Origin of the sequence: Cupriavidus sp. YAF13 (assembly GCF_052113425.1) — a bacterium.
Classification (GTDB): domain Bacteria; phylum Pseudomonadota; class Gammaproteobacteria; order Burkholderiales; family Burkholderiaceae; genus Cupriavidus.
Map to the genome: position 1 here is coordinate 30,343 of NZ_JBFRDD010000007.1, position 12,357 is coordinate 42,699.

General features: G+C 69.5%; 11 protein-coding genes. 6 read left to right on the forward strand and 5 right to left on the reverse strand.

Features of this window, described 5'->3' with window-relative positions:
- Window positions 1-6: 6 nt before the first annotated feature.
- The 6 genes from AB4061_RS07780 to AB4061_RS07805 all read left to right on the forward strand — a co-directional run bounded on the left by AB4061_RS07780 (window position 7) and on the right by AB4061_RS07805 (window position 7,214).
- Window positions 7-1,062, forward strand: coding sequence for a cyclase family protein (locus tag AB4061_RS07780; protein ID WP_006159126.1), 1,056 nt, complete (start codon window positions 7-9; stop codon window positions 1,060-1,062).
- A gap of 48 nt (window positions 1,063-1,110) precedes the next feature.
- Window positions 1,111-2,361, forward strand: a complete 1,251-nt coding sequence (locus AB4061_RS07785; protein ID WP_441632459.1) for an ABC transporter substrate-binding protein — start codon at window positions 1,111-1,113, stop codon at window positions 2,359-2,361.
- Window positions 2,362-2,415: 54 nt separating this feature from the next.
- A complete protein-coding gene (locus AB4061_RS07790) occupies window positions 2,416-3,558 on the forward strand; it encodes a thiolase family protein (RefSeq protein ID WP_441632461.1) in 1,143 nt (380 codons plus the stop codon).
- 48 nt (window positions 3,559-3,606) lie between these two features.
- The gene (locus AB4061_RS07795) at window positions 3,607-3,966 is read left to right on the forward strand and encodes a Zn-ribbon domain-containing OB-fold protein (RefSeq protein ID WP_441632463.1); all 360 of its coding nucleotides are present in this window, start codon (window positions 3,607-3,609) and stop codon (window positions 3,964-3,966) included.
- Window positions 3,967-4,033: 67 nt separating this feature from the next.
- Entirely contained in the window at window positions 4,034-5,032 is a 999-nt protein-coding gene (locus tag AB4061_RS07800; RefSeq protein WP_441632465.1) for a tripartite tricarboxylate transporter substrate binding protein, read from the forward strand.
- A 61-nt stretch (window positions 5,033-5,093) separates the two neighbouring features.
- Window positions 5,094-7,214: an acetate--CoA ligase family protein gene (locus tag AB4061_RS07805; RefSeq protein WP_441632467.1), complete on the forward strand. Its 2,121-nt coding sequence runs from the start codon at window positions 5,094-5,096 to the stop codon at window positions 7,212-7,214.
- Between the two features lie 17 nt (window positions 7,215-7,231).
- On the opposite strand, the gene AB4061_RS07810 is transcribed toward AB4061_RS07805, so the two are convergent.
- The 5 genes from AB4061_RS07810 to AB4061_RS07830 all read right to left on the reverse strand — a co-directional run bounded on the left by AB4061_RS07810 (window position 7,232) and on the right by AB4061_RS07830 (window position 12,195).
- Window positions 7,232-8,836, reverse strand: coding sequence for a sulfite reductase subunit alpha (locus tag AB4061_RS07810; protein ID WP_441632839.1), 1,605 nt, complete (start codon window positions 8,834-8,836; stop codon window positions 7,232-7,234).
- A gap of 122 nt (window positions 8,837-8,958) precedes the next feature.
- On the reverse strand, window positions 8,959-9,966 hold the full coding sequence (locus tag AB4061_RS07815) for an FAD:protein FMN transferase (RefSeq protein ID WP_441632469.1): 1,008 nt from the start codon (window positions 9,964-9,966) through the stop codon (window positions 8,959-8,961).
- 123 nt (window positions 9,967-10,089) lie between these two features.
- Window positions 10,090-10,914 (reverse strand): DUF4198 domain-containing protein, encoded by an 825-nt coding sequence (locus AB4061_RS07820; RefSeq protein WP_441632841.1) that lies wholly within the window; start codon window positions 10,912-10,914, stop codon window positions 10,090-10,092.
- Between the two features lie 67 nt (window positions 10,915-10,981).
- Window positions 10,982-11,506, reverse strand: coding sequence for a DUF2271 domain-containing protein (locus AB4061_RS07825; protein WP_441632471.1), 525 nt, complete (start codon window positions 11,504-11,506; stop codon window positions 10,982-10,984).
- A 53-nt stretch (window positions 11,507-11,559) separates the two neighbouring features.
- Window positions 11,560-12,195, reverse strand: a complete 636-nt coding sequence (locus AB4061_RS07830) for a PepSY-associated TM helix domain-containing protein (protein WP_441632473.1) — start codon at window positions 12,193-12,195, stop codon at window positions 11,560-11,562.
- Window positions 12,196-12,357 lie beyond the last annotated feature (162 nt).

A 12,357-nucleotide genomic window follows, 5' to 3' on the forward strand; every position in this document is an offset into this window, starting at 1 on the left:
TTGAGCATGCGCTGGAAGCAACGACCACAAGGTTCCAACTGGGGCGATTTCGGCCCCGACGACCAGCTTGGCCGCGTCAACCTGATCGGCGCCGAGCAGGTGCGCAAGGGCGCGCGCGAGATACAAGCCGGGCTGTCGTTCTGCCTGTCGCTGCCGCTGGATTATCCCGGCGGCAACAAGCTCAACCCGCGCCGCCATCCGCCGGTGCTGCGCCCCACCTTCCGCGACGACATACCCTATGTGAACTTCCCGCTGGCCAAGGTCAACCCAACCGCCACCGATGTGATCAGCGACGACCAGGTGCTGCTCTCGCTGCAGTACTCCACGCAGTGGGACTCGCTCGCCCATGTGGGCGCGCTGTTCGATGCGGATGGCGATGGCCGCCCGGAGCGCGTCTACTACAACGGCTATCGCGCCAACGAGCACATCGTGGGCCCGGTGGACTACGCGGAGGACGATCACTTTGCCGCGCACGCCTGCGGCCACGACCACAGCGAGGCGCGCGCGCTCGGCATCGAGAACTTCGCCGTCAAGGGCATGCAGGGGCGCGGCGTGCTGGTGGACCTGGCCAATGCCTTTGGCCAGGATTTCCGCAACGTGGGCTACGACGACCTGATGCACGTGCTGGAGGCCGACCGGGTGGAGGTGGAGCCCGGCGACATGCTGTTGCTGCGCACGGGCTTTGCCGAAGTGGTGCTGTCGATGCAGCGCGAGCCGGACGAAGCCGTGCTGCATCACAGCTGTTGCGCGCTCGACGGCCGCGACGACCGCCTGCTGAACTGGATCACCGATGCGGGCATCGCCGCGCTGATCGCCGACAACTATGCGGTGGAGCGCTATCCCGCGCGGCCCGCGCCGGCCGACCAGCCGAATCATCCGCTGCTGCCGCTGCACCATCACTGCCTGTTCAAGCTCGGCCTGCCGCTGGGCGAGCTCTGGTACCTGAAGGAGCTCGCGCAGTGGCTGCGTGCCAACCAGCGCTCGCGTTTCATGCTGACCGCGCCGCCGCTGCGGCTGCCGGGCGCTGTGGGCTCGCCCACCACACCGATCGCTACCGTGTAGGCACCAACAAGAAAGCACGTCAACAAGACAAAGCTGGAGGAGACCACCATGAACCGAAACCACTCGCTGCTGCGCCGCCCGCTGGGCGCGCTCGCCATCGCCGCCGCGCTGCTGTGCGGCGCAGGACAGGCCAATGCGCAGCCGGCCAAGGCCGGCATTTCCGATGACGAGGTCAAGATCGGCCTGATCCTCGACATGAGCGGCCTGTACGCCGACGTGACCGGGCGCGGCAGCGCCACCGCCGCGCAGATGGCCATCGACGATTTTGGCGGCAAGGTGCTGGGCAAGAAGATCGAGCTGGTGGTGGCCGACCACCAGAACAAGGCCGACATCGCCGCCAGCAAGGCGCGCGAATGGTTCGATACGGGGCACGTCGACGCCATCCTGGACGTGGCCGCCTCGGCACCGGCGCTGGCGGTGCTGGAGGTCGCCAAGCAGAAGAACAAGATCGTGGTGTTCTCCGGCCCCGGCACCGAGCGCATCACCAACGACCTGTGCACGCCGGTCTCGGTGCATTACGCCTATGACACCTACGCGCTGGCCAATTCCACCGCGCGCGCGGTGGTGCAGCGCGGCGGCAAGACGTGGTTCTTCCTGACCGCCGACTACGCCTTCGGCCACACGCTGCAGGAATCCGCCACCACCGTGATCAACGAGACCGGCGGCAAGGTGCTCGGCGCGGCGCGCCATCCGATCGGCGCCAGCGATTTTGCTTCCTACCTGCTGCAGGCCCAGGCCAGCAAGGCACAGGTGGTGGGCCTGGCCAACGCGGGCGGCGACGCCGTCAACGCCATCAAGGCGGCCAGCGAGTTCGGCCTGACCAAGGGCGGCGCCCAGCGCATGGCGGGGCTGCTGCTGTACATCAACGACATCCACGCCATCGGCCTGAAGACCGCATCCGGGCTGCTGCTGACCGAAGGCTTCTACTGGGACATGAACGACGCCACGCGCGCGTGGTCGCGCCGCTACTTCGAGAAGCTCAAGAAGATGCCGAACATGAGCCAGGCCGGCACCTATTCGTCGGTGATGCATTACCTCAAGGCGATCCAGGCCGCAGGCACCGACGAAACCGCTGCCGTCATGAAGCAGATGAAGGCGATGCCGATCAACGACTTCTTCGCCAAGAACGGCCGCATCCGCGAGGACGGCCGCATGATCCACGACATGTACCTGTTCGAGGTCAAGACGCCGGCCGAATCGAAGTACCCGTGGGACTACTACAAGCTGCTGGCCACGGTGCCCGGCGACCAGGCCTTCATGCCGGTGGCCAAGTCGCAGTGCCCGCTGCTCAAGCGTTGAAGCATTTGCCGTATTTGAAGTATTTGGAGTATTCGAAGTACTAAGAGAGGCACCATGCAACACGCAGCTTACCTGCGCGGCGCGGGCAATACGCGCTTTGGCCGGGTCGAGGGCAGCACGCCGCTGACGCTGATGGCGCAGGCCGCCGACGCCGCGCTGGCCGACGCGGGCCTGGCCCGCGCCGACATCGACGGCGTGCTGTGCGGCTATGCCACCACGCTGCCGCACCTGATGCTGGCCACGCGCTTTTGCGAGTACGCTTCGCTCGATCCCGCCTACGCGCACGGCGTGGCCTCCGGCGGCGCCACCGGCGGCGTGATGGCCATGCTGGCGCGCGAGCTGGTGGGCGCCGGGCGCTGCCGCAACGTGCTGGTGGTGGCCGGCGAGAACCGCCTCTCCGGCCAGAGCCGCGACCAGTCCATCCAGACGCTGGCCCAGGTTGGCGAGCCGGACATGGAAGTGCCCAACGGCGCCTCCGTGCCGGCTTACTACGCGCTGCTGGCCTCGCGCTATCTGGCCGAGACCGGCATGCACGCCGACGCGCTCAGCGGCTTCGCGGTGCTGATGCGCGAGCACGCGGCGGGACACCCCGATGCGCACCTGCGCGAGCCGCTCACACTGGATGCGGCACGCGCCGCCAAGCCCATCGCCACGCCGCTGCGGTTGTCGGACTGCTGCCCGATCTCCGATGGCGCGGTGGCGCTGGTGGTGTCCGCCGAGCCGGGCGGCGGCACACCCGTGCGCATCACCGGTGCGGGGCAGGCGCATCGCCACCAGCATCTGTGCGCGCTCGACAGCGTGCTGGCTACCGGCGCCGCCGACGCCGCGCGGCGCGCGCTCGCGCAAGCGGGCAATACGGTCGGGCAGATCGACTACCTGGCGATCTACGACTCGTTCACGATCACGCTGGCCATGCTGCTGGAAGAGCTTGGCATCGCCGCGCGCGGCGGCTCGCCGCAGCGGCTTGCGGCAGGCGACTTTGCGCGCGGCGGCGCGCTGCCGCTCAACACGCACGGCGGCCTGCTTGCCTTCGGGCACTCGGGCGTGGCCGGCGGGCTGATGCATCTGGCGGAAGCCACACGGCAGCTTGCGGGCAAGGCTGGCGCGCGCCAGTTGCCGCCGCGCAAGCGCGCGCTGTTTCACGCGGATGGCGGGGTGTTGTCCTCGCACGTGAGCCTGGTGCTGGAGGCAGCATGAGAACGCTTGCAATACCCGCCGCTTCGCGCCTTCGCCAAGGACATCGCCATGAGCACTGACCATCCCTATCAGGCAGGCCTCGACGCAGGCGTGGTGCGCTATCAGGCGTGCGAGGACTGCGCTGCGTGGCAACCGCTGCAGCGCCATGCGTGCCGCGCTTGCGGCAGCACGCGGCTGGCGTGGCGCGACGCCACGGGCAGCGCTACCGTGCACAGCGTCACCGAAGTCGCGCGCGCGCCCACCGAGGATTTCCGCGCGCTGGCGCCTTACACGCTGGTGCTGGCCACGCTTGACGAAGGCCCGCGCGTCATGGCGCATGCCGAGCCCGGCGTGACGATCGGCGAGCGCGTGCGCGCGGGATTCATGCGCCATGGCGGGCGCACGCTGCTGCGTTTCCAGCGCGAATAGCCGCATGGCCTGGCGTAACACGACGCGGCTCGACGCAGCAACACACATCGACACCCAGGAGACCAACATGGTCCGAACCTTGCCGCTTCGGCGGCCCGCGCGCGCCCTGCTGATGGGCGCGATGGCAATGGCTGCCGTGCTGCTGGCCGCGCCCGGCGCACGCGCGCAGGACTGGCCGACGCGTCCGGTGCGGCTGGTTGTGCCCTACCCGCCCGGCGGCCCCACCGACATCGTGGCGCGCGTGGTCGGGCAGAAATTGTCGGCGCAGCTCAAGCAGCCCGTGGTGATCGAGAACAGGCCCGGCGCGGGCGGCAATATCGGTGCCGAGGCCACCGCGAAGGCCGCGCCGGATGGCTACACGCTGCTGGTGGCGACCACGGCGCACGCCATCAACATGACGCTGTTCACCAAGCCCGGCTACAACACGCAGAAGGACTTCGCCCCGGTCTCGCTGCTGACGCGCGGCCCGCTGGTGCTGGTCACGGCGCCCGCCACGCCGGCGGCCAATGTCGCGGAGCTGATCGCGCTGGCCAAGGCCAGGCCGGGACAAGTCAGCTTTGCCAGCTCCGGCAACGGCCAGTCCACGCACCTCGCCGCCGAACTGTTCAACAGCATGGCGGGCACGCACATGACCCACGTGCCGTACAAGGGCAGCGCGCCCGCGCTCACCGATGTGATGGGCGGGCAGGCCACGGTGATGTTCGACACCATGCTCTCCGCCATGCCCTTCGTGCGCGAGGGCCGGCTGCGCGCGCTGGCGATCACCGGGGCGACCCGCTCGCCCGCCGCGCCCGATGTGCCCACCATGGCGCAGGCTGGCCTGCCCGGCTACGAAGCCACCGCGTGGAATGCCCTGCTCGCGCCGGCGGCGACACCACAGGCCGTGATCGCCACCTTGAGCAGCGCGCTGAAGGCCGTGCTTGAACAGGACGATGTACGCGCCAAGTTCGCTACGCAGGGCTTCGCCGCGGAATGGACGGCGCCTGGCACCACGGCGCAGTTCCTGAACCGGGAGATCGACAAATGGGGCAAGGTGGCCAAGGCCTCCGGCGCCACCATCGATTGAGCCATTCACGCAGTTCCCAGAAGCCGGGCATGCCGGCCTTTGATTCCGGATCGAATTCATCATGAACCAGACCTTGCAAGCCTTGCTGGCGCCGCGCTCGATCGCGGTGATCGGCGCCTCCGACCATATCCACAAGATCGGTGGCCGGCCCATCTACTACATGCGCGAGCATGGCTACGCCGGCAAGCTTTTCCCGGTGAACCCGCAGCGCGACACCATCCAGGGGCTGCCCGCCTTTGCCTCGCTCGATGCACTGCCCGAAGTGCCGGAGCTGGCCATCATCGTGGTGGGCGGCGACGCAGCCGTGTCGGCGGTGCGCGATTGCGCGCGGCTGGGCGTGGCGGCCGCGATCGTGATCGCCTCGGGCTTCGGTGAAGCCGGCGAGCAAGGCCGCCGCCAGCAGGACGAGATGGTGCGGGTTGCCGCCGGCGCGGGGCTGCGCCTGGTTGGCCCGAACAGCCAGGGCCTGGCCAACTTCGGCACCGGCACCATTGCCAGCTTCTCCACCATGTTTATCGAAGTGCCGCCGCTGGATGGCCCGGTGGCCGTCGTGAGCCAGAGCGGCGGCGTCAGCGCCATGGTCTACGGCCTGCTGCGCGGCCAGGGCATCGGCGTGCGCCATATGCACGCCACCGGCAACGAGGCCGACATCACGGTGAGCGAGCTGGCGCTGGCCGTGGCGCACGATCCCGATGTGCAACTGATCCTGCTGTACCTGGAGAGCCTGACCGATCCGGCCGTGCTGGCGCAAGCCGCGGCGGTGGCGCGCCGCCGCGGCGTGCCCGTCGTTGCCGTCAAGGCGGGCCGCTCCAGCGCGGGCCAGCGCGCGGCGGCGTCGCACACCGGCGCCATCGCCAATGAAGACCGCGCGGTGGGAGCCTTCCTGGCGCGGCACGGCATCTGCCGCGTGGATGATGCGCACGCGCTGGCGCGCTGTGCGCCGCTTTACCTGCGCGGCTGGCAGGCAAGCGGGCGGCAGCTGGTGGTGGTGAGCAATTCCGGCGCGAGCTGCGTGATGGCGGCCGACGCGGCGGAGCCGCTCGGGCTTGCGCTGGCGCCGCTGTCGCAGGCCACGCAGGCAGCGCTGGCGCAGCGCCTGCCCGGCTTCGCCTCAACGGCAAACCCGGTCGATGTCACCGCCGCGCTGCTGACCAACAGCGGGCTGTTTGGCGACGTGCTGCCGGTGGTGGCCGCCGACCCGGCCGCCGACCTGCTGTTGCTCGATATCCCGGTGGCGGGCATGGGCTACGACCTGCCGCGCTTTGCGCGCGATGCCGCCAGCTTTGCCGACAGCGCCGGCAAGCCGATTGCCGTGGCGGCCTGGCAGGCACCGGTGGCAGCGGCGTTCCGCGCGGCCAACGTGCCCACCTATGCCAGCGGCGCCGAGGCGCTGGCAGCTTTCGCGCAACTGGTCGCGCACCAGCAGCAACTGCGCGATGTGGCCGCGGAAGACACGGCCGTCGCCGCGCATCGGCCCGCGCCAGGCGATGCAGCGGGCGCTGCGTCGAGCGCCACCGGGCACACGCTGAGCGAGGCGGCGAGCCTCACGCGCCTGGCGTTGGCCGGCATCCCGGTGGTAGCGCACAAGCTGTGCCAGAGCGTGGACGAAGCGGTCGCGGCCTGGCGCGAGCTGAAAGGACCCGTCGCAGTCAAGGCCAGCTCGCCGCAAGTGCCGCACAAAAGCGAGCACGGCCTTGTCGCCTTGAACTGCAACGATGAACATGCCGTGGCGCAGGCCTTCCTCACGCAGACCGACATCCTGGACAAGCTCGGCGCGGCCTGCGAAGGCGTGGTGGTGGCGCGCATGGAACGCGGCCAGCGCGAATGCATGGTGGGCGCGCACTGGGATCCGGCGTTCGGGCCGGTGGTGCTGGTGGGAGACGGCGGCAAGTATGTGGAGGTGCTGCGCGACACGGCCGTGCTGCTGGCGCCGTGCAGCGAGGCCGCGGTGACGCGCGCCGTGGCTGGCCTGCGCATTGCGCCGCTGCTGGCGGGCGTGCGCGGCGAGCCGGCTGTCGATGTGGCGGCGCTGTGCCGGATCGCCGTGCGCGTGGGCCAGCTGATGCATGAGGCCAACGGCGCGATCCGCTCGATCGACCTCAACCCGGTGATGGTGAGCGAGGGCGGGGCGGTGGTGGTGGATGCGCTGATGGAGGTGGCAGAGGACGCTGCGCCGGCCTGACGATTTTCCGGGCAGTCTCAGTAGACGTCGCGCCGATACCGGCCCTGCTCGCCCAGGCGCAGCAGGGCCTCTTCGCCCAGCGCGTCCGACAGCGCCGCGTTGACGCCACCGGCCATGCCCTTCAGGCTGCCGCAAACGTAGATGGCCGCGCCGGCTTCGATCCATTCGCGCAATGCGCCGGCCGATGCGCGCATGGCGTCCTGCACGTAATGCAGCGCCCCGCCATCGCGCGAGTAGACCAGGTCCAGCCGCTGCAGCACGCCATTGGCCTGCCATGCGGCGAGCTCAACGTGGTGAAATGCGTCGTGCTCAGCGGTGCGCTCGCCAAACAGCAGCCAGTTGCGATGATGCCCGGCCGCGGCGCGCGCCTTCAGGTGCGCGCGCAGGCCGGCCAGGCCGGTGCCGTTGCCGATCAGGATCAGCGGGCGATCGTCGGCGGGCGGATGAAAGCCGCGATTGGTGCGGATGCGCAGGGCGATACCCGCGCCCGGCTCCGCATGGGCGGTGAGCCAGCCGGATGCCAGGCCGAGCCGGCCATCGTCATGGCGCGTCTGGCGCACCAGCAAATCCAGTTGCCCGTCGCCCGGCAGCGAGGCAATCGAATACTCGCGGTGCGGCAGCAGCGGCAGCGTATCCACCAGCCGTTGTGGCGTGACGCCGGCCAGCGCGGCAAGATGCGGGTCGGGCAGGACGATGCGCGTGGCGAGCGCCCGCGCCAGTGTGGTGGGTGCGCCATCGCAGCGCACGGCGGTGTCACCGTCCAGCGAGAGTTTTGCCAGCACGCGCGCCACCTCGGACGGCGCAAGACAGGGGCCGATCTCGGCAATGTCGCCGGCCTGCCACGACAACGCGCCGTCGGCAACGGCAGGCACCAGCGCAAGGTGGAAGGCCGGCGCGCCCGGGCTGCCGGGATTGAGCAGCCTGCGCTCATGCAGGCGCCAGTCGGCGTAGCGCGGCTTTTCCCAGTCGGCGATTTCGGCGCCGCCGGCGAGCGCGCTGAGATGGTTCTGCCAGTGGCGCAGGGCCCCGGCATCGCCGTTGTCCACTTCCACCATGTCGAAGAGCGCCTGCGCATGCTGGCGCTGCATCCATGCCGACAGCGCGTGGCCGAAGGCGCAGTAGTTCGCGTAGCTGCGGTCGCCAAGCGCGAGGATGCCGTAGCGCAGCTCGCGCAAGCCGCCCGCGCCTGCGGCGGCCGTCAGGCGGCGCGCAAAGCCCGAGGCGCTGTCTGGCGCGTCGCCCTCGCCCGTGGTGCTGACCACGAACAACGCCTGGCGGCAATGGGCAAGACGCCCAGCCTCCAGCTGGTCGAACGATAGCAACTGCGCGCTCACGCCGGCATCCTGCAGCGCCTGCGCGGTCTGCAGCGCAAGCTGCTCGGCAAAGCCGCTCTGGCTCGCGTAGGCCACGACCGTGGCGCCGTCCTTGGCCGCGGACAGCTGGCCGGCGCGCGCATGCCGCTGGCGATGCCGGCCGATCACGGCGGCACAGAATCCGGCATAGGCCGTCACCACGCCGGCGGCCATGCCGGCGCGGTTGGGCGCGAGAAAGCCCAGAGCGCTGCCAGCCACGCCAGCCAGCACGCCGAGCAGGGTCACGGCATCGAGGACACGGATGCGCATGCGGGAATCGCCGGAATCGCCGGATTTTCCGGATTCGCCGGCGTGGCCTTCGTGGCCCTGCCGGGCCGGGCTTGCCGTGGCCGGCGAGTCCATCGGCAGGGAGGAGGCGGTATCAGGCGTGGTCATGACAGCATGGCCTCGAAGGCCGGCGACAAGCGTTCGTCGAAGCCGTCGCTGCGGCGGATCAGGAAGCGCGCGGCCAGCGCATGGCGGCAGGCGAACACCATGCCGGCCTCGGGGCCCAGCACGGTCAACGCGGTGGACAGCGCGTCGGCCATCATGCATTGCGGATGCAGCACCGTGACCGAGGCCAGCGCGTGGCTGGCCGGATAGCCCGTGCGCGGGTCCAGCGTGTGGGCATAGCGCTGGCCGCCGCTATCGAAGTAACGTCGGTAGTCGCCCGAGGTGGCAACCGACAAGCCATGCAGCGCGACCAGCGTCTCGTGCCCCGCCGCGCCACCGCCCGGCGGCGTTTCCAGCGCGACCCACCACGGCATGCCGTCGGGCTTGACGCCATGGCCGCGCAGCTCGCCGCCGATTTCCACCAGGTGGCTGTCGATGCCCAGCCCGCTCAGGTAGCGCGACACCGCATCCACACCAAAGCCCTTGGCGATGGCACAGAAATCCAGCCGGATGCCGCCGGGCTGCTGCACACGGCTGCCGGCCTCGTCGATGGCAATGTGCTGCCATGCGCATTGCGCGCGCGCCTGCTCCAGCGCCGCCAGCGCGGGCGCTTGGGCACGCTGCGGCGCCGGGCCGAAGCCCCACAGGTCGACCAGCGGCCCGGCGCTGGGATCAAAGGCGCCGCCGCTGTCGCGCGCCACTTGCAGCGCGGCCTTCAGCACGGTGAAGCAATCGGCTGGCAGCACCTGCCAGCTGCCGGGTGCGGCGCGGTTGAAGCGGCTCACGTCCGACGCTTCATCCCAATTGCTCATCTGCGCGACGACCTCGGCCAGCACGGCGCGGATGCCGGCATCGAGCGTGTCCTGATCGGCTGCCGAGGGCGATGCGGCCCAGGCCACCGACCACGTGGTGCCCATGGTCTCGCCTTGCCGCCGGCACAGGCGTGACGTCGCGACGGGCACGGGCGGCACGGCACCAAGCGAAAGGGGAACCAGGACACGCTGCATAGGAGACGGACAGGGGACGGACAGGGGACGAAAACGGCGAAAACACAAAGAGCCCGCTGGGGGCTCAGGACTTGCGCAGGCGGCGGGGCTCACGCGCCGCCGCCTGCTGCTGTGGCATTGCGCTTACTGCGGCAGCACTTCCACCGTGGCCGCATAACTGGCGCGGCGCGTCTTGGCTTCCTTGACGGCAACCTTGTCGTCGCGCACCTCGGCTTCCATCCAGTACATGCCCGGGGCCGGCCACTTGACGCTGAACTTGCCGTCGGTGTCGGTGGTGAACGCCATTTCCTGCAACTGGTCGCGGTAGCGGATGCCACCCGGCACCACGGCTACCTTGACGTTGGCGGCAGGCTTGCCGTCCAGCAGCAGGCGGAAGCTGGCAGCGTCGCCGGCGACCAGGTCGTTCGGGTGGGTAACGGGCGCCAGCTCCAGGCCCCGGCCAGTGGTCTGCAACACCTTGGCGGTGGGCTTGCCCGCCGTCACGAAGGCTTCCAGGCGGCTGTCGGCCTGCGTCACCTGCAGGTCCTGCGCGCCGGCCGGCACCTCCTTGGCGAAGGCTTCGGGCGAACCGCGCCAGCGCTTGGCCTGGCCGTCCACCTTGTAGCTGGCAAACAGGCCGTGGTTGACCATGGCCACCTTGTAGGTACCGGGCTGGGTCAGGTGCACGTCGAAGGTGCTGCGATAGCGGCCGGTGCTGGCGTTCTCGACCTTGGCCGCGGCGCCGTCCGGCGCGGTCACGGCGAGGTTGTCGAGGCGCAGCGGCACGTGCTCGAAGTAGAACAGGTCGTTCGACACGGCGGCGTCGACGGTCACCCAAGGGTCGCTGCCCGACAGCACGGTCGCCGACGGCAGCAGCCACTGGCGGTGTGCGTGGGCGGCCAGCGGCATCAGCGCGGCCAGGGCCAGCGCGGCGGCCTGGACGGACAGTTTGGTGGCGAAGGTCTTCATCGTCATGCTCCTATTCCTCTTGCTATTGAATGCAGGGCGGGTTGATCGGATCGGATCGGTTCGAGGCTCAGGGCTTCAGGTCGACCGAGACGCCGCCAAGCTCATGCTCGCCCTTGGCCTTGGCCGAGGCGGCTGACTTCGGCGGCCAGGCAAAGGGCACGCGCAGCAGCTCGCGGCCACCGACCTCGCGGACGGCTTCCACGACGAGCTGGTACTCGCCGGCGGGCAGCTTGCCCAGCGGTGCCTTGGCGTCCGTGAAAGTGAGCGTGTGCTCGCCGGCTGCGCGCGTGGCGCCGGATACGCCATCGGCGGGCATCTGCATGTCGCGCCCGGCCTTGCGCCACCACTGGCGCATGTCCTTGAGCCACTTGGTGCCTTCGCCGTCCTTGTGCTTGACGTCATACCAGACGGCCAGCGTGGCGGCCGGGCTCTGGTCGGCGCGCTCGATCCACATCGAGACATAGGGCCGGTGGTATTCCGCGACGTTCAGGCGCGGGATCTCCACCTTGACGTTCATTTCTGCCGCGACGGCCGGGCTGGCGAACGGAGCCGCGGCCAGGCCGGTAAGGGTGACGGTAAGCAATCGGCGCATAACGGGACCTCGTCTTTGAACGGTAAATGGGATCAGGTGATCGTTAGTGATCGCTAGTGGATGCACAGCAGCGCCAGCAGCAGCGGCACCACCAGGCCCAGCCCGACCAGCGGCCAGGTCGCCATGCGGCCACCGGCGTGCAGCTTGAGCAGGAACAACCCGGTCACGCTGAAGATCAGGCAGGCCGCGGCGAACACATCCAGGAACAGGCTCCAGGCGCGGCCGGTGTTGCGGCCCTTGTGCAGGTCGTTCAGGTAGGAAATCCAGCCCCGCGTGGTCTTCTCGTACTGAGCCTCGCCGCTGTCCAGTGCCACGCTGACCCAGGCGTCGCCACCCGGGCGCGGCAATGCGACATAGATCTCATCGGCCTGCCACTCGGCTTCACGGCCATGGGCGTCGATATCGAGTTCCTGCGACAGCCAGTCGGCCAGCGCCGCCGGCACCGGGCCCTTGTCGCCATGCGTGGCCTTGCGCAAGGCCGCCGTGAGGCTGGCCGGCGCGCTCGCCGTGCGCGTGACCACTTGCGGGCGGGCCTCGATCTGGCCAGCGTGGTTGAGCGTGAAGCCGGTGACGGCAAACAGCAGCATGCCGATCAGGCACATTGCCGAACTGATCCAGTGCCACTGATGCAGGTGTTTGAGCCAGAAGGCCCGGCGCTGCTGGCCTGCCCCTAGCGATGTTTCAGTCATGTTTGTTGATCTTCCGGCGCCCGGCAACCTGCTTCTCCGGTGCCTCACTGGTCAGCTTGCCGCGTCCGCGCGAAAGTGCCGCGCCCCATGCCAGGTGACGGTCCAGGCAAATAAGGCGAAAGGATAATGGTTCTCATTTGAAATCGCAATGCTTGCGCTGGC

Coding starts and splice junctions, on each gene's coding strand:
- AB4061_RS07780 (WP_006159126.1), top strand. CDS start 7: ATGCGCTGGAAGCAACGACCACAAGGTTCCAACTGGGGCGATTTCGGC.
- AB4061_RS07785 (WP_441632459.1), top strand. CDS start 1,111: ATGAACCGAAACCACTCGCTGCTGCGCCGCCCGCTGGGCGCGCTCGCC.
- AB4061_RS07790 (WP_441632461.1), top strand. CDS start 2,416: ATGCAACACGCAGCTTACCTGCGCGGCGCGGGCAATACGCGCTTTGGC.
- AB4061_RS07795 (WP_441632463.1), top strand. CDS start 3,607: ATGAGCACTGACCATCCCTATCAGGCAGGCCTCGACGCAGGCGTGGTG.
- AB4061_RS07800 (WP_441632465.1), top strand. CDS start 4,034: ATGGTCCGAACCTTGCCGCTTCGGCGGCCCGCGCGCGCCCTGCTGATG.
- AB4061_RS07805 (WP_441632467.1), top strand. CDS start 5,094: ATGAACCAGACCTTGCAAGCCTTGCTGGCGCCGCGCTCGATCGCGGTG.
- AB4061_RS07810 (WP_441632839.1), bottom strand. CDS start 8,836: ATGCGCATCCGTGTCCTCGATGCCGTGACCCTGCTCGGCGTGCTGGCT.
- AB4061_RS07815 (WP_441632469.1), bottom strand. CDS start 9,966: ATGCAGCGTGTCCTGGTTCCCCTTTCGCTTGGTGCCGTGCCGCCCGTG.
- AB4061_RS07820 (WP_441632841.1), bottom strand. CDS start 10,914: ATGAAGACCTTCGCCACCAAACTGTCCGTCCAGGCCGCCGCGCTGGCC.
- AB4061_RS07825 (WP_441632471.1), bottom strand. CDS start 11,506: ATGCGCCGATTGCTTACCGTCACCCTTACCGGCCTGGCCGCGGCTCCG.
- AB4061_RS07830 (WP_441632473.1), bottom strand. CDS start 12,195: ATGACTGAAACATCGCTAGGGGCAGGCCAGCAGCGCCGGGCCTTCTGG.